General features: G+C 70.2%; 18 protein-coding genes and 2 rRNA genes. 8 read left to right on the plus strand and 12 right to left on the minus strand.

What is annotated here, in order from left to right; all coding sequences use genetic code 11:
* Nucleotides 1–224: 224 nt before the first annotated feature.
* On the minus strand, nt 225–3,038 hold the full coding sequence (gene secA / locus E6R60_RS31175; RefSeq protein WP_136330056.1) for a preprotein translocase subunit SecA: 2,814 nt from the start codon (nt 3,036–3,038) through the stop codon (nt 225–227).
* 240 nt (nt 3,039–3,278) lie between these two features.
* Here secA and E6R60_RS31180 point away from each other — a divergent pair, with 240 nt between their 5' ends.
* Nucleotides 3,279–3,860, plus strand: coding sequence for a GNAT family N-acetyltransferase (locus tag E6R60_RS31180; RefSeq protein ID WP_136330057.1), 582 nt, complete (start codon nt 3,279–3,281; stop codon nt 3,858–3,860).
* 49 nt (nt 3,861–3,909) lie between these two features.
* Entirely contained in the window at nt 3,910–5,085 is a 1,176-nt protein-coding gene (locus E6R60_RS31185; protein WP_206309564.1) for a crosslink repair DNA glycosylase YcaQ family protein, read from the plus strand.
* Nucleotides 5,086–5,113: 28 nt separating this feature from the next.
* Here E6R60_RS31185 and E6R60_RS31190 read toward each other — a convergent pair whose 3' ends face one another.
* The 8 genes from E6R60_RS31190 to mtnA all read right to left on the minus strand — a co-directional run bounded on the left by E6R60_RS31190 (nt 5,114) and on the right by mtnA (nt 13,660).
* Nucleotides 5,114–5,869, minus strand: coding sequence for a response regulator transcription factor (locus tag E6R60_RS31190; RefSeq protein WP_136330058.1), 756 nt, complete (start codon nt 5,867–5,869; stop codon nt 5,114–5,116).
* 186 nt (nt 5,870–6,055) lie between these two features.
* Nucleotides 6,056–6,745, minus strand: a complete 690-nt coding sequence (gene raiA / locus E6R60_RS31195; RefSeq protein ID WP_136330059.1) for a ribosome-associated translation inhibitor RaiA — start codon at nt 6,743–6,745, stop codon at nt 6,056–6,058.
* A 28-nt stretch (nt 6,746–6,773) separates the two neighbouring features.
* A complete protein-coding gene (locus E6R60_RS31200) occupies nt 6,774–6,953 on the minus strand; it encodes a hypothetical protein (protein ID WP_136330060.1) in 180 nt (59 codons plus the stop codon).
* A 113-nt stretch (nt 6,954–7,066) separates the two neighbouring features.
* The gene (locus E6R60_RS31205; RefSeq protein WP_136330061.1) at nt 7,067–7,795 is read right to left on the minus strand and encodes a ComF family protein; all 729 of its coding nucleotides are present in this window, start codon (nt 7,793–7,795) and stop codon (nt 7,067–7,069) included.
* A gap of 147 nt (nt 7,796–7,942) precedes the next feature.
* On the minus strand, nt 7,943–9,712 hold the full coding sequence (locus E6R60_RS31210) for an LpqB family beta-propeller domain-containing protein (protein ID WP_136330076.1): 1,770 nt from the start codon (nt 9,710–9,712) through the stop codon (nt 7,943–7,945).
* Between the two features lie 85 nt (nt 9,713–9,797).
* Entirely contained in the window at nt 9,798–11,819 is a 2,022-nt protein-coding gene (gene mtrB / locus E6R60_RS31215) for an MtrAB system histidine kinase MtrB (protein ID WP_206309565.1), read from the minus strand.
* A 1-nt stretch (nt 11,820) separates the two neighbouring features.
* Nucleotides 11,821–12,510: a two-component system response regulator MtrA gene (mtrA, locus tag E6R60_RS31220; protein ID WP_005316841.1), complete on the minus strand. Its 690-nt coding sequence runs from the start codon at nt 12,508–12,510 to the stop codon at nt 11,821–11,823.
* A gap of 4 nt (nt 12,511–12,514) precedes the next feature.
* Nucleotides 12,515–13,660: an S-methyl-5-thioribose-1-phosphate isomerase gene (mtnA, locus tag E6R60_RS31225; RefSeq protein WP_136330062.1), complete on the minus strand. Its 1,146-nt coding sequence runs from the start codon at nt 13,658–13,660 to the stop codon at nt 12,515–12,517.
* Nucleotides 13,661–13,800: 140 nt separating this feature from the next.
* On the opposite strand from mtnA, the gene E6R60_RS31230 reads away from it, so the two are divergent.
* From E6R60_RS31230 to E6R60_RS31250, 5 genes are all read left to right on the plus strand, one after another.
* A complete protein-coding gene (locus E6R60_RS31230; RefSeq protein ID WP_136330063.1) occupies nt 13,801–15,006 on the plus strand; it encodes a glycerophosphoryl diester phosphodiesterase membrane domain-containing protein in 1,206 nt (401 codons plus the stop codon).
* A 64-nt stretch (nt 15,007–15,070) separates the two neighbouring features.
* Nucleotides 15,071–15,697, plus strand: a complete 627-nt coding sequence (locus E6R60_RS31235) for a DUF4129 domain-containing protein (protein WP_240802755.1) — start codon at nt 15,071–15,073, stop codon at nt 15,695–15,697.
* Nucleotides 15,694–16,971, plus strand: coding sequence for a DUF4350 domain-containing protein (locus E6R60_RS31240; protein WP_136330064.1), 1,278 nt, complete (start codon nt 15,694–15,696; stop codon nt 16,969–16,971). The genes E6R60_RS31235 and E6R60_RS31240 overlap by 4 nt, the downstream gene beginning before the upstream one ends.
* Nucleotides 16,968–17,969 carry a MoxR family ATPase gene (locus E6R60_RS31245; RefSeq protein ID WP_136330065.1) on the plus strand — a complete coding sequence of 334 codons (1,002 nt, stop codon included), beginning with the start codon at nt 16,968–16,970 and terminating at the stop codon, nt 17,967–17,969. Before E6R60_RS31240 ends, E6R60_RS31245 begins: the two co-directional genes overlap by 4 nt.
* Nucleotides 17,970–17,980: 11 nt before the next feature.
* Nucleotides 17,981–19,291: a DUF58 domain-containing protein gene (locus E6R60_RS31250; RefSeq protein WP_136330078.1), complete on the plus strand. Its 1,311-nt coding sequence runs from the start codon at nt 17,981–17,983 to the stop codon at nt 19,289–19,291.
* 51 nt (nt 19,292–19,342) lie between these two features.
* Here E6R60_RS31250 and E6R60_RS31255 read toward each other — a convergent pair whose 3' ends face one another.
* Nucleotides 19,343–20,584 (minus strand): MFS transporter, encoded by a 1,242-nt coding sequence (locus tag E6R60_RS31255; RefSeq protein WP_136330066.1) that lies wholly within the window; start codon nt 20,582–20,584, stop codon nt 19,343–19,345.
* A 133-nt stretch (nt 20,585–20,717) separates the two neighbouring features.
* Here E6R60_RS31255 and E6R60_RS31260 point away from each other — a divergent pair, with 133 nt between their 5' ends.
* On the plus strand, nt 20,718–21,683 hold the full coding sequence (locus E6R60_RS31260; protein ID WP_136330067.1) for a LysR family transcriptional regulator: 966 nt from the start codon (nt 20,718–20,720) through the stop codon (nt 21,681–21,683).
* A 71-nt stretch (nt 21,684–21,754) separates the two neighbouring features.
* Here E6R60_RS31260 and rrf read toward each other — a convergent pair.
* Together rrf and E6R60_RS31270 are read right to left on the minus strand one after the other, a co-directional pair.
* Nucleotides 21,755–21,871: ribosomal RNA gene (gene rrf, locus E6R60_RS31265) — 5S ribosomal RNA — on the minus strand.
* A 79-nt stretch (nt 21,872–21,950) separates the two neighbouring features.
* Nucleotides 21,951–22,055, minus strand: a 23S ribosomal RNA gene (locus E6R60_RS31270); the annotation flags it as partial.

The raw sequence follows: 22,055 nt of genomic DNA on the forward strand, positions 1-22,055 counted from the left end.
CCGGCCCCCGGACGAGGTCGGAGGGAGTGGGAGGAGCGGAGGTCCGGGGGCGGGCCGGGCCCCCGGCTACGGGCAGGGGACGGGAAAGGGACGGGCAGGGGCACAAGGGCCGCCGCGAGCGTCCCCCTCCACCCGCACCCTCCGAACGACTCCGCCCACGCGAACGGCCGGGGCCGGACACCAACGGTGCCCGGCCCCGGCCGCAGACGAATGATCAGCGCACGCTACTTCTTGCGGCGCCGCCCGCCGCCACCACTCTTCTGAGCCTTGCGCCGCTCCGCCCGAGTGAGCCCGTCCGACTCCGCGGACGCCCCACCGTCGACGTTGGAGAAGTCGCCCTCGACGACACCGCCCTCCCCGTCCACCGTGGGAGCGGAGAAGTGCAGCCGGTCCGGACGCTGCGGAGCGTCGAGCCCCTTGGCCCGGATCTCCGGACGCGCCGCCGGAACGGCGTCCTCCTTGGTCAACGACGTCGCCGTGTCCTGGACGGGGACCTCCTCGACCTGCTGCTCGACCTGGACCTCCAGGTTGAACAGGTAGCCGACGGACTCCTCCTTGATGCCCTCCATCATGGCGTTGAACATGTCGAAGCCCTCGCGCTGGTACTCGACCAGCGGGTCCTTCTGCGCCATGGCCCGCAGGCCGATGCCCTCCTGGAGATAGTCCATCTCGTAGAGGTGCTCACGCCACTTGCGGTCCAGGACCGACAGCACGACACGCCGCTCCAGCTCACGCATGATGTCGGAGCCGAGCGTCTTCTCACGCTCGTCGTACTGCTCGTGGATGTCGTCCTTGACGGACTCGGCGATGAACTCGGCGGTGACCCCGGCGAGATCCCCGGCGGCCTCCTCCAGCTCGGCGACCGTGACCTTCACCGGGTACAGCTGCTTGAACGCACCCCACAGCCGGTCCAGGTCCCACTCCTCGGCGAACCCCTCCGCCGTCTCCTGGCGGATGTAGTCGTCGATCGTGTCGTCCATGAAGTGGCGGATCTGGTCCTGCAGGTCCTCGCCCTCGAGGACCCGGCGCCGCTCGCCGTAGATGACCTCACGCTGACGGTTGAGCACCTCGTCGTACTTCAGGACGTTCTTGCGCGTCTCGAAGTTCTGCTGCTCGACCTGCGACTGCGCCGACGCGATCGCCCGCGTCACCATCTTGTTCTCGATCGGCACGTCGTCGGGCACATTGGCCATCGACATGACGCGCTCGACCATCTGCGCCTTGAACAGACGCATCAGGTCGTCGCCGAGCGAGAGGTAGAAACGGGACTCGCCCGGGTCGCCCTGACGGCCGGAACGGCCACGGAGCTGGTTGTCGATACGACGCGACTCGTGCCGCTCGGTGCCGAGGACGTACAGCCCGCCGAGGCTCTTGACCTCCTCGAACTCCGCCTTCACGGCCTGCTCGGCCTTCTCCAGCGCGGCAGGCAGCGCGGCCGCCCACTCCTCGACGTGCTCCACGGGGTCGAGACCGCGCTGGCGCAGCTCCGCCTCCGCGAGGTCGTCCGGGTTGCCGCCCAGCTTGATGTCGGTGCCGCGGCCGGCCATGTTCGTCGCCACCGTGACCGCGCCCTTGCGGCCGGCCTGGGCGACGATCGTCGCCTCACGGTCGTGCTGCTTGGCGTTGAGGACCTCGTGCTGGACGCCGCGCTTGGAGAGCTGCTGCGAGAGGTACTCGGACTTCTCGACCGAGGTGGTGCCGACCAGGATCGGCTGGCCCTTCTCGTGCTTCTCCGCGATGTCGTCGACCACGGCGGCGAACTTCGCCACCTCGGTGCGGTAGATCAGGTCCGACTGGTCGGCCCGGACCATCGGCCGGTTGGTCGGGATCGGCACCACGCCGAGCTTGTAGATCTGGTGGAACTCGGCGGCCTCGGTCATCGCCGTACCGGTCATGCCCGAGAGCTTGTCGTAGAGGCGGAAGAAGTTCTGCAGGGTGATCGTCGCGAGCGTCTGGTTCTCGTCCTTGATGTCCACCCCTTCCTTCGCCTCGATCGCCTGGTGCATGCCCTCGTTGTAGCGGCGGCCGGCGAGGATACGGCCGGTGTGCTCGTCGACGATCATGACTTCGCCGTCGATGACGACGTAGTCCTTGTCCTTCTTGAAGAGTTCCTTGGCCTTGATGGCGTTGTTGAGGTACCCGACGAGGGGGGTGTTCACCGACTCGTAGAGGTTCTCGATACCGAGCCAGTCCTCGACCTTCGCCACTCCGGGCTCATGGATCGCGACGGTCCGCTTCTTCTCGTCGACCTCGTAGTCGCCGGTCTCCTCGATCCCCTTGAGCGGGTTGCCCGCCTCGCCCTTGCTCAGGCGCGTGACCAGCTTGGCGAAGTCGCCGTACCACTTGGTGGCCTGGTCGGCGGGACCGGAGATGATCAGCGGCGTACGGGCCTCGTCGACCAGGATCGAGTCGACCTCGTCGACGATCGCGAAGTTGTGGCCGCGCTGGACGAGCTCTTCCTGCGCCCAGGCCATGTTGTCCCGGAGGTAGTCGAAACCGAACTCGTTGTTCGTTCCGTACGTGATGTCGCAGCCGTACTGCTCGCGGCGCTGGGCCGGAGTCATGTTGGCGATGATGCAGCCGACGCTCAGCCCGAGGAACTTGTGGACCCGGCCCATCAGCTCCGAGTCACGCTCGGCCAGATAGTCGTTGACCGTGATCAGGTGCACACCCTTGCCGGAGAGCGCGTTGAGATACGCGGGCAGGGTGCCGACGAGGGTCTTGCCCTCGCCGGTCTTCATCTCGGCGACGTAACCGAGGTGCAGGGCGGCGCCGCCCATCATCTGAACGTCGTAATGGCGCTGTCCGAGGACCCGCTTGGCGGCCTCACGGACGGTCGCGAATGCCTCGGGGAGCAGGTCGTCCAGGCTCTCGCCGTCCGCGTACCGTTCCTTGTACTCGTCGGTGAGCGCCCGCAGCTCGGCGTCGGAGAGGTTGACGAAGTCCTCTTCGATGGAGCTGACCTGGTCCGCGATGCGGTGCAGTTTGCGCAGGATCTTGCCTTCGCCTGCACGCATGAGCTTGTTGAAGACGGACACTGAGGCTGGTCTCCTTGCCGGTCGGGCCTGGCACTGGGTCGTGTTATGGACTCTGGCGCGGGCACGGCAGGTGGGCCCCACCGCAACGGCCATCGTAAGCGAGGACCCCGCCGCGCCGGGAGGGCTGCCACCGCGTTGACCCCGCAGTGCCCTTCCGAGTCAACGGCCGAAGGGCGCCGAAGGTGCCGGGAAGCCCGAAAAGTACTGGCCCCGCCCCCGCCCGCTCCGCAGAATCCGTACATGGAGCCGATCACTCTCACGACCGACCGCCTGCTGCTGCGCCCCTTCGCCCCGGGCGACGCCGACGCCCTGTACGCCGCCTGCCAGGACCCCGACATCCAGCGCTGGACGGTCGTCCCCTCGCCGTACGGCCGCGCCGACGCGGAGCTCTTCGCCCGTCAGCTCTCGCCCGGCGGCTGGCAGGACGACTCCATGTACAACTTCGCCGTGGTGCTGCGGGACGGCGGGGCCCTGGCCGGTGCGCTCGGCATCAACCGGCGCGCTCTGCCGGGAACGTACGAGGTCGGCTTCTGGACCGCCAGGGAACACCGCGGTCTCGGCTACACGACGGAGGCGGTCCTGTGCGCCGCCCGCTGGACCTTCGGCTCGCTGGGCGGGGACCGGCTGGAGTGGCGGGCCGAGACCGGCAACCTTCCCTCGCGTGCCGTCGCGCTGCGTGCGGGCTTCCGCATGGAGGGCGATCAGCGCTCCGGCCTGTTCAACAAGGGCGTGCGCCGCGATGCGTGGATCGGCGCCCTGCTCCCGTCCGACCTCGGCCTGCCCGGCACCCACGCGTATCTCCCGGCCGGTGCGCGTCCGTGAGACGGCGCTGGCCCCCGGGATGTCAGTGCCGCCCTCTAGGGTGCGGGGCATGACGTCTGTGCAGCCTCCCGCAGCCGAACTCTCCGCCGACCAGGCCCGCAGGATCGCGCTGCGCGCCCAGGGCTTCCTCGGCGCCCCGAACCGCCGGGCCGGCGTGCCCGGGGTGCTGCGGCACCTGGGCGCCGTCCAGCTCGACACGATCTCGGTGCTCGCGCGGTCGCACGAACTGATTCCGTACGCACGCCTGGGCATGATCGGCCGGCAACGGGTCGAGGAGGCGTACTGGTCGGGTGGCCGCGCCTTCGAGTACTGGTCGCACGCGGCCTGCATCCTGCCGGTCGAGGAGTGGCCGCACTTCGCGTTCCGCCGCCGCGCCTACCGCGCGCGCCCGCAGTGGCATCACGATCTGCCGGACGGCGCCTACGAGACCGTCATCAAGCAGCTGCGGGCCGAGGGCCCGCTGACGGCGACGGAACTGGGCGGCGCGAAGAACGGCGGCGAGTGGTGGGACTGGTCCGCCTCGAAGGTGGCCGTCGAACGGGCGTTGATGTACGGCGAGGTGGTGTGCACCGAGCGGCGCGGCTGGAAGCGGGTCTACGACCTCGCGGAGCGCGCCCTGCCCGACGCCGTGCTGCACGACGATCTGGACGACGCGGAGTGCCTGCGCCGGCTGGTGGCGCTCGCGGGGAAGTCCCTGGGAGTCGGCACCCGCGCGGACATCGCCGACTACCACCGCCTCAAGGGCGAGCAGTTCGACGCCGTGGTGGCGGACTCCGGCCTGGTGCCGGTGACCGTGGAGGGCTGGGCGAAGCCGGCCTGGGCCGACCCGGAGGCCCTGGCCACCGAGCCGCGCGGACGCCACCGCACCACGCTGCTGTCGCCGTTCGACTCGCTGGTCTGGGAGCGGGCTCGGACGGAGCGGATCTTCGACTTCACCCACCGCCTGGAGGCCTACGTACCCAAGCCCAAGCGGATCCACGGCTACTTCGCCATGCCGCTCCTGGCGGGCGGCAGGCTGCAGGGCCGCGTCGACCCCGCCCGCGAAGGCACCACGCTGGTCGCCCGGCAGGTCTCCCTGGCCGGCGCGAAGGCCGTGGCGCCGATGGCGCAGGCGCTGGTGGAGGCCGCCTCCTGGGTCGGCTGCACGGACGTCCGGCTGGAACGGGTGGACGCACCGGAGCTGCGTGAGCCGCTCACCCGGGCGATCGCGCACGCCCTGGCGTGAGCACCCCCGGGCAGGGGGCCCGGACCGGTCATCGGATCTCGAGGATCTTCTCCCGCATGGCGTAGACCACGGCTTCCATCCGGGAGTGCAGCTGGAGCTTCTCCAGAATGTTGCGGACGTGGTTCTTCACGGTGTTCTCGGAAATGAAGAGTTCCTTCGCAATATCCCGATTGTTCATGCCCGTGGCAACGAGTTTGAGGACTTCGAGCTCGCGTTCCGTGAGCCGGGGCGCCGGAACCAGCCGGCGCTCGTCGGTCCGCTGGATCATCGACTTGAACTCGGTGAGCAGCTTGGACGCCATGGACGGGCTGATCTGGGACTGCCCGTCGGCGACCGCCCGAATCGCGGTGGCGACCTCGTCCGTGGAGATCTCCTTGAGGAGATACCCGGTGGCGCCCGCCTTGATCGCCTCGTAGAGATCCGCTTCCTCGTCGCTGATCGTCAGCATGATGATCTTCGCGCTGGGGGCCACCTCCTTGATGGAGGTGCAGGCCTCGATGCCGCCCCGCTTGGGCATGCGCACGTCCATCAGGACGATGTCGGGAAGCAGGTCGGCCGCCTTGTCGACCGCCTCCGCGCCGTCCCCCGCCTCGCCGACGACCTGGATGTCCTCCTCCTGGGCGAGGACGATCTCCAGTCCTCTGCGGAACAGGGCGTGGTCATCGACCACGAGGACTCGGATCGGTTCCTTGCGGGAACCGCTGTCGTCGTCCGCGCCGGTAAGGCCACCGCCGACGTCATCGGCATCATTCGCCTCGCGCATGGGCCCGAAGGTGTCCGCCATCGTTCCTCCCCCTGAAGGCCGCCGGCCTGAAGTTCACAACTGTCGGCCAACGGCAGTTCGCAGAGCACCGATTGGCCTGGGCCGCCATGATTTCATGCCTGGACGTCGGAACGGTGATCCCGCGCTCGCGCCCGGGTGCCCCTGGGGGCGCACAGGCGCTCCAGGGGCACCACGGAAACCGTGGCGTCAGCCGCCGAGCGCGCCGCCCGCGCCGCCCGCCTCATCAGCGGCCAGCGGGTCGGTCCTCAAGTGGATGACACCGTAGTCGTAGGCATGCCGCCGGTAGACGACACTTGGTTCCTTCGTGTCGGAGTCGACGAACAGATAGAAGTCGTGACCGACCAGCTCCATCTCGTAGAGCGCCTGATCGAGCGACATGGGTGCCGCGACGTGCGTCTTCTCCCGCATCACCAGCGGTCCTTCGCCCTGTACCTCGAGCGAGCCGATCATGGTGGTGGGCACGGGCTGGGGCGCTTCGTCGGCGATCAGCTCGCCGTCGCCGTTGAACGACGCCGCGTCCGGCACCATTTCCCCGACCTCCGCAGCGGGGATGCGACCTGTGCCGCGGCGGCTGTAGCGCTTGTCGTGCTGCTTGCGCAGCCGCGCCTCCAGCTTGCCCGTCGCCAGGTCCAGCGCTGCGTACGGGTCGCCTGCGGCCGCTTCTGCCCTGATGACCGGCCCACGCGAGCGGAGCGTGATCTCCACCCGGTCCGAGCGGTCCGCCTGACGAGGATTCGGCTCCTTGGACACCTCCACGTCGAGGCTGATCACCTTGCCGTCGAACTTCTGGATCTTGTCCAGCTTCAGCTTCTCGGCCACGTGCTTGCGGAACCGCTCGGGCACCTCGGTCTTGCGGCCCTTGACGACGATGTCCACGCAGAACTCCGTTCCCGGATCACTCCGCTCAGTGGCGGAGCATCTCCCTTTTGCACCAGGCCCCGGTGTTGACCGGAGCCGCGGACTCGGTGACTTCCACCTCCTCCTCCCCCATCGGCAGGGTCTCCACCCCACCGAATTCCCGGATTCCGAACTTCACTGTGTTGCCTGCCCGAAACCTGGTGGTGCATTCGTCGAGGGCCGGCATTCACCATTCCTCACAACCGAACATAGCCTGCCGGGACGGATGTCGGCACCCGCTACTCGCACGTACCTCCGTTCAGGCCCTTTTACCCGCTCACCACCTGCAACGATGCAAGTTCAGTTCGGGTTCCGGTTTATTTCGAAGGCGGAAGGAGATGCTGCGACGACGGCCGCGTGACGCGCCCCGGGACCGGCCCTCCCCCACCCGCCGGCCGCTTCGACCGCCCGTGCCGCTTCGGCCAGCGAGGCGCCCGTCGTCAACAGGTCGTCCACCAGCACCACCCGTCCGGTGGCGAGCAGCCGCCCGCCCCCGGCCACGACCCCCAGCGCCCCCGCGAGGTTCGCCCCCCGCTCCTGGGCTCCGAGCCCCGACTGATCAGCCACCGGACGCCGCTGGCGCAGCACACCGGCCACCCGTGCGGGAGTGCCCGTGCGCCGCAGTTCGGCGGCGGCCGCCAGGGCCATACGGCGGGCCGGGTCGTGCCCGCGCGCCGCGACGGCCCGCCGCGCCGACGGAACGGGTACCAGCAGCAGGGGCCCCTCCTCCGGCGATGCCCCCGCCCCGGCCCTCACCGCACCCGCCAGCGCCCTTCCGGCGGCCCCGGCCAGGCCGAGTACACCCCGCTCCTTGTGGGCCAGCAGCACAGCGCGTACCGCGTTCGCGTAGCCGGCGGCCGCGTGCACGACGGGCAGCCCGACGGGTTCCGGATCGGGTCTCACCCGGCGCGGCGCACCGCCGTGCAACTGGGCGGCGCACTCCTCGCACAGCTCGGTCCGCGGCCGGCCGCAGCCTCCGCAGTCCACCGGCAGGACCAGTCCGGCGATCTCCCGCCACCACCCGCGCATGGCTCCACTGTGCCCGTGCCGGGACAGCCGGGGCCACCCCTGTGGACAACCCCCCGGCCGCCGCGGGACACCGTCCGTCCGCCGGTGTCCGCCGGTCTCAGCCGGTGTCCGCCGGTCACAACCGGTGTCCGCCGGTCTCCGCCGGTCTCAGCCGGGGTAGACCAGCGCGGAGCCTTCCTTCAGCACGGTCTGCCAGTTGTCGCCGGGCAGCAGTTTCACTATCCCGTCGCCGACCGTGTCCGCCATGAGCGGCAGGTGTTCGTCGTCCGCCGCCGCTATGGCCCGCACCTGGTTGACCCCGGGGAGCACGCCCGAGGAGGGTGTGGAACCGTCCGCCTGCACGTAGCGGACCTGCTGCACGCCTCCCTCTTCCTTGCCGACCACCACGAGACGGCTGCCGCCCGACCACGACATCGCGGTCACATCGGCAAGCTGCGGGGCGGCCTGCCGCAGGTCCACCACGGAGACCTGTTCCTCGCCCTGCGGGCCCTGCCGCTCGATCCGGCCGATCTTCAGCGTCGTCCGGCCGTCCCGGGTGAGCAGCAGCGCGATGCGCACGCCGTCCGAGGAAAGGCGCAGTGCCGTGATCCGGCTGCCGTCCACGAGCGGGACGCTGACCTCCTGGGGTTCGCCGGTGCCCGCGGCCAGTCGCAGCAGTCGCGAGTGGTCCGGGTCGCGGTCGGCGACCCAGAGGTCGCCCCGGCTGTCCCAGCTCGGCGCCGTCAGGCGGTCTCCGGCCTTCGGGGCCTTGCTGGTCACCGCCGGCGGCGGAAGCTCCCCTGCGGTGGCGATGGAGGCGACATAGAGCGCGTCCCTGCGCTGCGAGAGCGCTGCCGCCGACTGCTCGTCCCGGGCCACGCCGACCGCGCTCACTCGCAGCGGACCGCTGCCGAAGGGACCGGCGACCGGGGCCGGCTCCCCACTGCCCCGGGTGCTGCCCGGAATGCGCTCCACGTGCCCCTTGGCATCGACGAAGTACTGGCTGTCGGGGCCGCCGGACGAGCCGTCCGGGGCGTACTCCTCGGCCTGGTCCGCTCCCAGCACACACAGCGCCGACCCGTCGGAACGCTGGAGCTCGACCTGCTCGACGCGTGCGGACGTCAGGTCCCGGAGGGTGAACAGCACCTGCGAGGCCATCATCCGGCAGACGCGCTGTCCGGCCCCGTCGGCCTTCTTGTTGAGCGGGACCTTCAGCACGTTGCGGTCGTCGGGGGTCAGGGACGTGACGCCCTTCCGCAGCCCGGTTCCCGGGAGGAAGCGGGACGCGACCACCGGTCGCAGCCAGTCCGTCGGCCCCCTCAGGAGGCTGCGGACGGCCTGTGTCACGGTGTCCATGCCGGTGGCCGGATCGGTCCGGTTACGGATGTAGACGGGGTCGGCCACCAGCGTGGACTGCGCCTCGCTCCGCCCCGTGGCGAAGTAGAACTTGTTGACGGAACGGTAGAGGCGCTTGAAGTCCGACTGCCCCAGCACCAGGCCGTCCGGCACGAGGTCGATGCGCCACTGCTTGCCGTCCGGGCCGTTCTGCCGCACCAGGTGCAGGGTGCGGGAGTAGTCCGCCGGGGCGAGCGGCTGGTAGGCGTTCTGGTCGTCGACCGTCGCCACCTTCTCGCCGGTCAGGGTGAAGCTGACCTCGTTGGTGCTGCGGTCGCTCTCATGGACGGGCCGGTCGCTGCGGTTCGGGGCCTTGGCCAGAACCGTGGTGAGCGCGCCGGGCTTCCAGTTCCTCGACGCCTCCTTGGTGAGGTACTCGCGCGTCGTCCGGAAATCGGAGTCGTCGCTGGTCATCGACTCCAGGAAGCCGTCCACCACCTCGTTCGGAGTGGCGCCGTCACGTGGAGCGACCGCGTACACCTGCACCTGCGAGTCACCGGGCTGCGAGGCGTCCACCGCCTTGACGTCCCCGGTGACGGGCATCGAGCCGCACGCGGACAGCAGCACGGCGCCGCATCCGAACAGCACGGTCGCCCCCGCCGCACGTCCACGGCCGCCCTGACGACGGTCAGTGCCCACGAGTCGTGTCCTCCCGCCCCGGTTCCTGCCCCGGGAAGTCGTTGTGACGGTCCGGGCGGTCCCCCGCGGGACGCGGCACCACACGGGCGCCGTTGCCCGGGAGGGCCGCCGGATGCACCGAGGCCGGTGCGGTCCGGCCCGGCATCGGGGCGCGGGCCGGTACGGACAGTGCCCCCCGGTCGGTGGCCGCCTGCGAAGGCACCGCCACCAGCCTGTGCTCACTGCCCTGGCCGGGAGCGGGCACCGCCCGCTCCCGGTTCTCACGGTTGCGCCGCGAATCCTCCGGCTCCAGCGGTATCGGCGAACCGCGCAGCGGCTCGTCCGCGGTACGCGGGAGCGTCAGCCGGAACTGCGAACCCCCGCCGGGTTCGCCCCAGGCCTGGAGCCAGCCGCCGTGCAGCCGCGCGTCCTCGACGGCGATGGAGAGTCCGAGTCCGGTGCCTCCGGTCGTCCTGGCCCGGGCCGGGTCGGCACGCCAGAAGCGGTTGAACACCCGGGTCGCCTCGCCGGGCTTCAGCCCCACGCCGTAGTCCCGGACGGCGACGGCGACCGCTCCGCCGGCCACCCCGAGCCGCACCACGACATCGCGTCCTTCGCCGTGCTCGACGGCGTTGACGACCAGGTTGCGCAGGACCCTCTCGACGCGTCGCCCGTCGGCCTCGGCGATCACCGGCTGCTCGTCGCCGACCACCCGGATCCGGGTGCCCTTGCGCTCGGCCAGCGGCTCGGCGCCACCGATCACCCGGCGCACGACCTGCCGCAGGTCTATCGGCTCCGCCTCCAGCGCCGCGGCGCCGGCATCGAACCGGCTGATCTCCAGCAGATCGGACAGCAGGGACTCGAAGCGGTCGAGCTGGTCCCCGAGGAGTTCCGCGGAACGGGCCGTGACCGGGTCGAAGTCGACGCGCGCCTCGTGGATGACGTCGGCGGCCATCCGGACGGTCGTCAGGGGCGTCCGCAGCTCGTGCGAGACGTCCGAGACGAAGCGCCGCTGCATGCGGGAGAGCTCCTCCAGCTGCTGGATCTTGAGCTGGAGGTTCTGCGCCATCTTGTTGAAGGCCTCACCGAGCCGGGCGATGTCGTCCTCGCCGGTGACCTTCATCCGCTCCTGGAGCCGGCCGGCCGAGAGCCGTTCGGCGATCCCCGCCGCCATGCGGACGGGCGTGACGACCTGGCGCACCACGAACCACGCGATGGCCCCGAGCAGCACGACCACGAACAGCCCCGCGGTCGCCAGCGTGCCCCTGACCAGCGTCAGGGACTTCTCCTCCTGGGTCAGCGGGAAGACGTAGTACAGCTGGTACGGATTGCGGTCGATGTCGTAGAGCCGCTTGCCCACGATGAGACCGGGCTGCGCTTCGTGCCCGTTCGCGTACTTGATCTGGGAGTACGTCTGAAAGGCGCCCGGGCCCTTGTTCACCGACTCGCGCAGCTTCTGCGGAATGCTCGCTGCCTCGACGCTGCCCGAGCCGCGGGGCGCACGTGACCCCTCGTCGGCGCTGAGCGCCACCACGTTGAAGGCGTTCTTCCCACCACTGGCGAGCTGGTCGACGAGCTCGGTGCGCCAGGAGTTGTTGGCCGTCGTGCCGTCCGCCGCGTCACCGCCCTGGCTGCCGGGGCCGATCGGCGCGACCGCCTTCTCCTGGGCGGCCGCGAAGCCTCCCGCGGCCTGTGTCTGGGCGGCCTTGCCCTTCGCCTCGAGCAGACCGTTGCGCACCTGCCCGATCACGACGAGGCCGAGCAGCAGCACCACACCGAGCGACATCAGGAGGGTGCCGGCGACGACCCGTAGCTGGAGGTTGCGCCGCCACAGCCGTACGGCAGGCAGCAGCGGACGCCGCACCCAACGCATCAGCAGTCGCGGCACCGGCCCGCCGGGCGCCCGGTCCTGGAACAACCGGCCGCCCTGCAGGAAACGCCCCAGCGGCGATGACGTGTGCCCTGAACCGGCAGCCCGCTCCGCACGGACTCCCGGCTCCCCGGGCTTCGGAGCAGTGCTACCCAGGGACATGTCAGCTCGGCCCGGCCTTGTAACCGACGCCTCGGACGGTCACGACGATCTCCGGCCGCTCAGGGTCCTTCTCGACCTTGGAGCGGAGCCGCTGGACATGCACGTTCACCAGGCGCGTGTCGGCGGCGTGGCGGTATCCCCAGACCTGCTCGAGGAGCACCTCACGGGTGAAGACCTGCCACGGCTTGCGGGCGAGCGCGACCAGCAGGTCGAACTCCAGCGGGGTCAGGGCGATGGACTGCCCGTCCCGCTTCACCGAGTGCCCGGCCACATCTATGACGAGGTCCCCGATGGTCAGCTGTTCCGGGGCCGGTTCCTCGGACCTGCGCAAACGTGCCCTGATCCGGGCAACCAACTCCTTAGGTTTGAACGGCTTGACGATGTAGTCGTCGGCCCCGGACTCCAGGCCCACCACCACGTCAACCGTGTCGCTCTTGGCAGTGAGCATGACGATCGGCACGCCGGACTCGGCCCTGATCAGCCTGCAGACCTCGATGCCGTCCCTACCGGGCAGCATGAGATCCAGCAGAACCAGGTCCGGCTTCGCCTCACGAAATGCAGCAAGTGCCTTGTCGCCGTCCGCTACGAACGACGGCTCGAACCCCTCACCACGCAGCACAATCCCGAGCATCTCGGCGAGTGCGGTGTCGTCGTCGACGACAAGGACGCGTCCCTTCATAAACGACATCATCCCATTAGCTAATCGTTATCTGCGATGACCTGGCACACAGCTCTGCCAGTCCGACCCCTGTGACCGGGGAGATTACGCCCTCCTCCGTGACGATCGCCGTGACCAGCTCCGGCGGCGTGATGTCGAACGCGGGGTTGTACGCCGGGGTTCCCACCGGTGCCACGGGCACTCCGCCCGCAGCCCTCCCCTCAGCCCCCGGCTGAGGCGATGTGACCTCAGTCACCTCCCAGGCCGGACGCTGCTCCACCGTGATGGACGCGCCGTCCGCGGTGTGCAGATCCACGGTCGTCGTGGGTGCCACCACGATGAACGGTACGTGGTGATACTTCGCGAGGACCGCGAGCGGATAGCTCCCCACCTTGTTGGCCACCGATCCGTCCGCGGCGATGCGGTCGGCCCCGATGAGCACGGCGTCCACCTCCCCGGCGGCGAACAGCGACCCCGCGGCGTTGTCCGTGAGCAGGCTGTAGGGCATGCCGTGGCGCGCCGCCTCGTACGCCGTCAAGCGGGAGCCCTGCAGCAGCGGACGGGTCTCGTCCACCCACAGCCGCGTGAGCCGGCCCTCCCTGTGCGCACCGAGCGCCACCGCGAACGCCGTCCCCTCGCCCCCCGAGACGAGCGATCCGGTATTGCAGTGGGTCAGCAGCCGGTGGGTGCCCCCGGGCACCAGCTCGTCCAGGAGGGCGAGCCCGAACCGGGCCATGGCCGCGCTGGCCGCGGCATCCTCCCGGTGCAGCGCCCGGGCCTCGTCCAGCGCCACCGCCGCCGCGCGTTCCGGACCGGCTCCCTGGTCGACGGCCCCCCAGTACGCCCCGGCGGCACGCCGCACGCCGTACCCGAGATTCACCGCGGTGGGCCGCGCCTGTTCCAGCAGGCCCGCGGCCTCCGCGACGTCAAAGCCCCGCGCGGCGGCCAGGGCCACCCCGTAGGCCCCTGCGATGCCCAGCAGCGGTGCTCCGCGTACCGCCAGGGTCCGGATCGCCTCGACCAGCGCGGGAACGTCGGTACACGCCAGCTCCGCCTCCTCCCCCGGCAGCCTCGTCTGGTCGAGAAGCACCAGCACCGGGCCTTCCGGGGGCTCGTCCCAGCGAAGTACGGGAAGCGCGGCGGGCTCGCTGCCCACCGGCGATTGCGCGTCATGATCAGCCATCCGTCCAGTCTGCCCCGTGGGGCGCCCGAGCACGAAGGAACGAAGGAGATACAGGGCCAGGCCCGGACGGCTTCGGCGCGTGGCACGATGGCTGCCAACCTGACGCCCCGATGAGCGGACAGGACCGTGAAGGAGCGCGAATGAACGACACTCCGGGCTGGGCCTCGCCCGGATCTGCCCCCTCCGACGACCAGGAGGCAGGCGTCCCCCGGCCTTCCGAGCCCGTCGACGGCAGCGGACCCGCGGGGAACTGGTCTTCCACCCAGCCCCCCGCAGGGCAGTGGTCCCCACCGAGCAGTTCCGCACCCCGTCCCGGCACGCCGCCGCCCTACCCCGGCTGGGGCGTTCCCCCCCAGGGACCCGGCTGGGGGCGCCCACCCGCGGCCGCCAAGCCCGGCGTCATCCCCCTGCGACCGCTGGGTGTCGGCGAGATCCTGGACGGTGCCGTCTCCACCATGCGCGCGCACTGGCGCACGGTCCTCGGCATCACTCTCACCGTCTCCGTGATCGCCCAGACCGCGAACCTGCTGGTGCAGAAGTACCTTCTGCCGGAGTCCCCGTCGATCGACCGGAACGCCACCGGTTCGGAGGCACTGCGTCAGGCCGCCGACTCGCTCCGCTCCGACCTGCTCAACGCCGCCCCGCCGCTGCTCATCTCGATGCTCGCGACGATATTCACCACCGCGGTGCTCACCGTGGTGATCAGCCGCTCGGTGCTGGGCCGCCCCGTCACGCTCTCCGACGCCTGGGCCGAAGCCCGCCCCCGGCTGCTGCCGCTCCTGGGCCTGACCTCTCTGCTCGCTCTCATGGCCGCGGCCATCATGACCGCGGGCATCCTTCCGGGCTTCCTGATCGGCGACACGGCAGGCGTCGGCCTCGCCTTCCTCGGACTGCTGGCCGCCGGCGTCGTGTTCCTCTGGCTCCTGGTCCGTTTCTGCCTCGCCTCCCCGGCGCTGATGCTGGAACGGCAGTCGATCACCGCTTCGATGCGGCGCTCGGCCAAACTGGTTCGCGGCGCCTGGTGGCGGACCTTCGGCATCCTCGCGCTCACCTGGCTGCTGACGCTCATCGTGACGCTCGTGATCGGCGTGCCCTTCGGCCTCATCGCGCTCGCCGTGGACGACGGAGGCCTGAGTGCCTTCCTCACCGGCGAGGCCACGGACTTCGGCTGGCCGTTCCTGATCGTCTCCGCCATCGGCGACGTGGTCATCGCGACGATCACCTATCCGCTGTCCGCCGGTGTCATGGCCCTCCTCTACGTGGATCAGCGCATCCGGCGCGAAGCGCTCGACCTCGACCTCGCCAGGGCAGCCGGTCTCACCGGCTACGACGACAACAGGAGCTGACGCTGTGTCGGGGGCGGGTGGCACAGCAGCAGAACTACTGATCCGGGCAAGCGGCGACATACCCGTGGACACCCCGCGGGTACCCGCCCGCGAAGCCGCACGGCACGAACTGTCCAAGCCGATGTACCACGAGAACGATCCGAACCCGCTCCAGCGTGCCCTGGACCATCTGTGGGACTGGATCGGCGGCCTCCTCTCGAGCGCCTCGGGTGCCGCCCCCGGCGGACCCGTGGGCCTGGTCCTGCTGGTCGTGGTCGTCATCGCTCTGATCGCCGCCCTCCTGTGGCGCCTGGGCACGCCGCAACGCTCCCTGAGAGCGGCGGACGCCCTCTTCGAAAGCGGCCCCCTCGGCGCAGCCGAACACCGTGCCGCAGCGGAAGCCCACGCCGCGGCCGGCCACTGGAGCCTGGCGGTCCAGGAGCGGATGCGCGCCCTCGTCCGCTCCCTGGAGCAACGTGCCCTGCTCGACGCCCGCCCCGGACGCACCGCCGATGAGGCCGCCACGGAAGCGGGCCGCACCCTGCCCGAACACGCCACCCGTCTCCGGGCGGCGGCCCGGGCGTTCGACGACGTCACATACGGCGGCCGCTCAGCCGACGAGCAGACGTATCTGACCCTGCTCGCCCTGGACCTCGACCTGGAGTCCGCAACACCGCAACTGTCCGGCGCCGTAGCGGGAGCCGCCGAATGAACGCGGCCACGAGATCCTCCGCCCCCGCCACTCCCGCTTCCCTCACTCCGACGGCGCCCGCCACCCCCTCCACGTCCGCGTCCCTCACTCCGCGTCAGTGGTGGACGCGCAGCCGCGGACTGCTGCTCGCTCTCCTCTTGCTCGTCACCGCAGCCATCGCCCTCGCGGCCACCCGCTCCGCAGACCAGCACGGCCGGCTCGATCCCCGCTCCGCAGACCGTTTCGGCAGCAGGGCCGTTGCCGAGCTCCTCAAGGACCGCGGCGTCTCCGTCCGCGTCGTCACCACCCTGCGGGCCGCCATGTCCGCAGCAGGCTCCGACACCACGCTGCTCGTCACCGCCCCCAATCTTCTGACGCCCTCGCAGCAGAGCGTTCTGCACGCGGCGACCACCGACACGGGCGGCCGGACCGTGCTCCTCGCCGCGGGCCCGCCCTCCGTGGGCGCACTGGTCCCCGGTGTCCGCGCACGCTCCTCCGTCCCCGTCTCCACGCGTGCCCCCCAGTGCTCCCTCCCCGCCGCAGGCCAGGCCGGCGAGGCGGAGACAGGAGGCTTCGTCTACGCGGCGGAAGGTCTCGACACCCTCGGCTGCTACCCGGCCGGCGGCCTTCCCTCGTTGCTGACGCTGAAGCAGCCGACAGCGGGCGACACCGTCCTGCTCGGATCCGCCGACCTCCTCTACAACGACCGTCTGGACCACGAGGGCAATGCCGCCCTCGCGCTTCAACTCCTCGGCTCCCGCCCCCATCTGGTCTGGTACCTCCCCTCACTCAGTGACCCCTCCGCCGCGGGCGGCAGCGGAGACCAGGACCACAGCACGGACGGCGACAGCACGGACGGCGACAGCAGCTTCGCCGACCTGATCCCCTCGGGCTGGCTCTGGGGAACCCTTCAGCTCGCCCTCGCCGCCGTCCTCGCTGCCGTCTGGCGGGCGCGGCGCCTGGGCCCCGTGGTCGCCGAACGCCTGCCCGTGGCCATTCGCGCCTCGGAATCCACCGAGGGCCGTGCTCGCCTCCAGCGCAAGGCCAACGCCCACGACCGGGCCGCCGCCTCACTGCGCCACGCCACGCGTACCCGCATCGCCCCCCTCCTCGGCGTCTCCCCACGCGACGCCCACTCCCCCGCGATCCTTCTCCCCGCGGTATCGGTGCGCCGCAGCGCTGACGAGCCCGGCCTCCATGAACTGCTCTTCGGCTCGGTCCCTTCCGACGACGCCGCTCTCGTACTGCTGGCAGACCAACTCGACACCCTCGAAAGAGAGGTCCGTACCTCATGAGCGCCCCGCCCCCCATCTCCGCCGGGACGACCGGGACCGTCACCGGCGACGCCGCCGCCCGCGCCTCCCTGGAAGCGCTGCGCTCCGAGATCGCGAAGGCCGTGGTCGGCCAGGACCCGGCGGTCACCGGTCTCGTCGTCGCGCTGCTCTGCCGAGGCCATGTCCTGCTCGAAGGCGTCCCCGGCGTGGCCAAGACCCTCTTGGTCAGAGCCCTGGCCGCGTCCCTCGAACTCGACACCAAGCGAGTCCAGTTCACCCCCGACCTGATGCCGAGCGACGTCACCGGGTCACTGGTCTACGACGCCCGTACCGCCGAGTTCTCCTTCCAGCCGGGGCCGGTGTTCACCAACCTCCTGCTCGCCGACGAGATCAACCGGACTCCCCCCAAGACCCAGTCCTCCCTTCTGGAAGCGATGGAGGAACGCCAGGTCACCGTGGACGGAATCCCTCGTCCCCTCCCGGACCCCTTCCTGGTGGCAGCCACCCAGAACCCCGTGGAATACGAGGGCACCTATCCCCTCCCCGAGGCCCAGTTGGACCGGTTTCTCCTCAAACTGACGGTCCCTCTGCCGTCCCGCGACGACGAGATCGACGTCCTCACCCGCCACGCCGACGGCTTCAACCCCCGCGACCTGCGGGCGGCGGGCATACGCCCGGTCGCCGGGCCGGCCGATCTGGAGGCCGCTCGCTCCGCTGTCGCCAGGACCACCGTCTCTCCCGAGATCGCCGGCTATGTCGTGGATATCTGTCGTGCCACGCGTGAATCCCCCTCGCTCTCCCTGGGTGTCTCACCCCGAGGCGCCACTGCTCTGCTCTCCACTGCCCGAGCCTGGGCCTGGCTCACCGGCCGCGACTACGTCACCCCCGACGACGTGAAAGCCCTCGCGCTCCCCACGCTCCGGCACCGCATACAACTGCGGCCCGAAGCGGAGATGGAGGGAGTCACGCCGGACTCCGTCATCACCGCTGTCCTCGCCCACGTCCCCGTACCCCGTTGAGGCGGTGAATGGTGGCCCTTACCGGACGAACCGCTCTGCTCGCCGCTCTAGGGTCACTCCCTGTAGGCATTCTGGCCCCGAGCTGGACGGGTATGCTCGCGGTCAATGCCCCGCTCTCTCTAGCAATTCTGTGGGACTACGCCCTGGCAGCGCCAGTGCGCCCGCTCCGTTTCACCCGATCCGGTGATACAACCGTTCGACTCGGTGACAGCGCCGAAGTGCAACTCACCGTAGTCAACCCTTCGCGCCGCCGCCTTCGAGCACACCTGCGCGACGCATGGCCTCCCAGCAGCTGGTTCCCGGGCACGGATCAGGCGGCGTCCCGCCACACACTGGACGTCCCGCCCGGCGAGCGCCGCCGTGTCACCACGGTTCTGCGCCCCACCCGCCGCGGCGACCGCCGAGCCGAGCAGATCACGGTCCGCTCCTACGGTCCGCTCGGACTCGCGGCCCGCCAGGGCAGTCACCGCGTCCCTTGGACGGTCCGTGTCCTGCCGCCCTTCACGAGCCGCAAACACCTGCCGTCCCGCCTTGCCCGGCTGCGCGAACTCGACGGCCGCACCAGTCTCCTCACCCGGGGGGAGGGCACGGAATTCGACAGTCTGCGCGACTACGTGCCAGGCGACGACACCCGGTCGATCGACTGGCGGGCCACCGCCCGCCGGTCGGCGGTCGCCGTACGCACCTGGCGTCCCGAGCGAGACCGGCACATCCTGATCGTCCTCGACACCGGCCGCACGTCGGCGGGCCGCGTCGGCGACGTGCCCCGCCTCGACGCGTCGATGGACGCCGCCCTGCTCCTCACCGCGCTGGCCACGCGTGCCGGCGACCGGGTGGACCTCCTCGCGTACGACCGCCGCGTACGGGCCCAGGTGCGGGGCCGGGCGGCAGGCGAAGTCCTGTCGGCCATGGTCGACGCTCTCGCCCCGCTGGAGCCGGAGCTCGTGGAAACCGATGCCCGCGGTCTGAGCGCCGCCGCGTTGACCAACGCTCCTCGACGCTCCTTGATCGTGCTGCTGACCAGTCTGGACGCGGCTCCCGTCGAAGAGGGCCTGCTGCCCGTGCTTCCCCGTCTCACCCAGCGCCATACCGTGCTCCTGGCAGCTGTGCGTGACCCGCACATCGAGGCCATGGCCAGGGCGAGGGGCACCGTGGACGCGATTTACGAGGCCGCTGCGGGGGCCCGTGCCCAGGCAGACCGGGAACGTACTGCGGACCGACTTCGACGCCATGGCGTGGTCGTCGTGGACGCCACCCCGAACAATCTCGCGCCCTCTCTCGCCGACGCCTACCTGGCGCTCAAGGCAGCCGGCAGGCTCTAGTGTCCACGGACCCACGGATCGGCCGCCCCAAGAGGGGCAGACGGCTCGGCGTCACGGGGTACTCAGAGCCGGGTCCTGCTCAGGGTGCGACGTGTGATCGCGCCGGGGAAGCAGGAACGGAGTGAACAGCATGAGAAGACCGGCGAGGGCGATCGCGGCGCGCGGCCCGGTGACGCCGGCCAGCAGGCCCCACAGTCCGGTCATGGCCGCGACGGTCACCTTGCTGGTGACCGACCACGCCGACAGAGTGCGGACGATCCGGTCGGTCGGGAGCTGCTCGAGCCGGTAGGTGGCGAAGACCGGGTTGAACACGCCCATACAGGTGATCAGCCCGAACTCGACCGAGATGACGAGCACGAGTCCGAAGACGCCGGGCCCGATGAAGGCCAGCCCGAGCGACCAGCACGCGCGCAGTGACCCGACGATGAGCAGAACCCTGTGTCGCCCGAACCGGGCGACCAGCCGGTGGGCCAGCCGCGAGCCGACGATGCCTCCGACGCACGGCAGACCGAAGGCGAGGCCGTACTGCCAGGGAGCGAATCCGAGGTCGCCGAGCATGAGAACAGCAAGCAGCGGAGAGGTCGCCATGATCAGACCGCTGATCAGGACTGTGTTGAAGAACAGAGGACGCAGGGCCGGGTGGGTCAGGATGTACCGCCATCCTTCGACCACGTCGCGCCACCGGAGCCGCGACGAACCGGTGCGCACCGGACGCGGCTCGGTGCCGCCGATCGCACGGATCCCTGCGGCCGAGAGCAGATAACTGACCGCGTCGGCCACCACCGTGGTCACCGGCCCGAAGAACCCGATAGCGGCCGTCCCGGCCGGCGGTCCGAGCACGGTGGCCGTCCAGGCCGTGGACTCGAACCGCCCGTTCGCGGCGAGCAGGTCCTCCGGCCGCACGAGCGCTTTCAGGTACGCGCCACTGGCGGCGTTGAAGGCGATGTCGGCCGCACCGACAAGGACGGACACGATCAGGAGCTGAACGAAGCCGAGCAGACCGCATAGGTACGCGACGGGAACGCTCATCAGCGCTGCGAAGCGGGTCAGATCCATCGCCACCATCACCGGTCGCTTACGGCGGAACTCCACCCACGGTCCCAGCGGTACGGCTATCGCGGCCCCCACCGCGAGCCCCGTGGCCGCCAGCACCGACACCTGGGCCGGCCCCGCGTGCAGCGCCAGGATCGCGATGAGAGCAAACGCGTCGAACGCCAGCCGCGTGCCGAACGTGCTGACCGCGTACGCCGCCCACAGCCACCCGAAAGACCGGCCCAGAGAGCTCCCCGCCATGCCCAGCCCCTTGAGGTCTCACCGAACAAACAGACTTTGATCGGGGAAAGCTAATCGAGCGGGAGAACAGCAGGTCAAACAACGAATCCGGCGGCACTCCACAACATTCTGTTGTGAACTACCGTGGACCAGCATGGATCTCGAAGCCGTACGCACCTTCGTCGCCGTCGCCGACACGGGCCAGTTCCAAGAAGCCGCAGCCGAGCTCTCGATCACCCAGCAGGCCGTCTCCCGACGCATCTCCGTTTGGGAGAAGGACCTCGGCGTGCGGCTGTTCACCCGTACGCCGCGGGGTGCCGAGCTGACCATTGACGGCCAGGCGCTCCTGCCGCACGCGCGCGAGCTACTGCGTGTCGCCGAGCGTGCGGTGGCGTCCGTCCGTGCGGGCCGACGCCCGTTGCGCGTCGATGTGATCGCCTCGCGCAGCGCGCAGTCGGGCCTGATGCGCGGATTCCACCGCGCGCACCCAGAGGTCGAGCTGGACGTGCTGATGCTGTTCGAGATCGAGACGGCTGTCGCGGCCATCCGTTCCGGTGCGATCGACGTGTCCTTCCGTGCTGTCGCCGCGCCCGGACAGCCTCTTCCTGAAGACATCGTGTCCGTGCCGGTGCTCGACGAGCCGCTGCAACTCCTCGTCGGCCCGGCCCACGCGCTGGCGGGCGCCAAGTCGGTGACCCTCGCTCAGCTCGTCGGTCACCGGATCTGGATGCCCGGCATTGTGCCCGGTACCGAGTGGGGCGCGTATTACGACGCGCTCGTCGCCGAATTCGGTCTCAGCGTCGAGGCGACGGGCCCCAACTTCGGCTCCGATGCGCTGCTCGACACCATCGCGGACACGCCGGCCCTTGCCACCTTCATGGGTGAGCACAGCCGACTCATCTGGCCCGCCGGCCATGGGCTGCGGCGCATCCCGGTGACGGACCCCACGCCCGTGTACCCGCACTCGCTGATCTGGCGTCGGGACAACCCCCACCCCGCCCTCGCTGCTCTCCGCGAGTATCTCGGCGCACAACCCAGTCGACCCGAGGGCGACACGTGGAAGCCCGCATGGGCAGCCCAGGGGTCGGATCGGCGTCGAACCGGTGGGGCACGGGCATAACTGATCGCTTCTGGTCCGGAACGCAGAAAAGCCCCGTGCCACAAGGGCACGGGGCTTAACTATCAAAAGGAGTTCGGCGGCGTCCTACTCTCCCACAGGGTCCCCCCTGCAGTACCATCGGCGCTGAAAGGCTTAGCTTCCGGGTTCGGAATGTAACCGGGCGTTTCCCTAACGCAATGACCACCGAAACACTATGAAATTAACCAACACCGGAACAAAACACGGCCGTTCGTTATTTCAGAACTAACACAGTGGACGCGAGCAACTGAGGACAAGCCCTCGGCCTATTAGTACCAGTCAGCTCCACCCGTTACCGGGCTTCCACATCTGGCCTATCAACCCAGTCGTCTACTGGGAGCCTTAACCCCTCAA

The sequence above is a fragment of the Streptomyces sp. A0642 genome, from assembly GCF_004795105.1.
Lineage (GTDB): Bacteria > Actinomycetota > Actinomycetes > Streptomycetales > Streptomycetaceae > Streptomyces.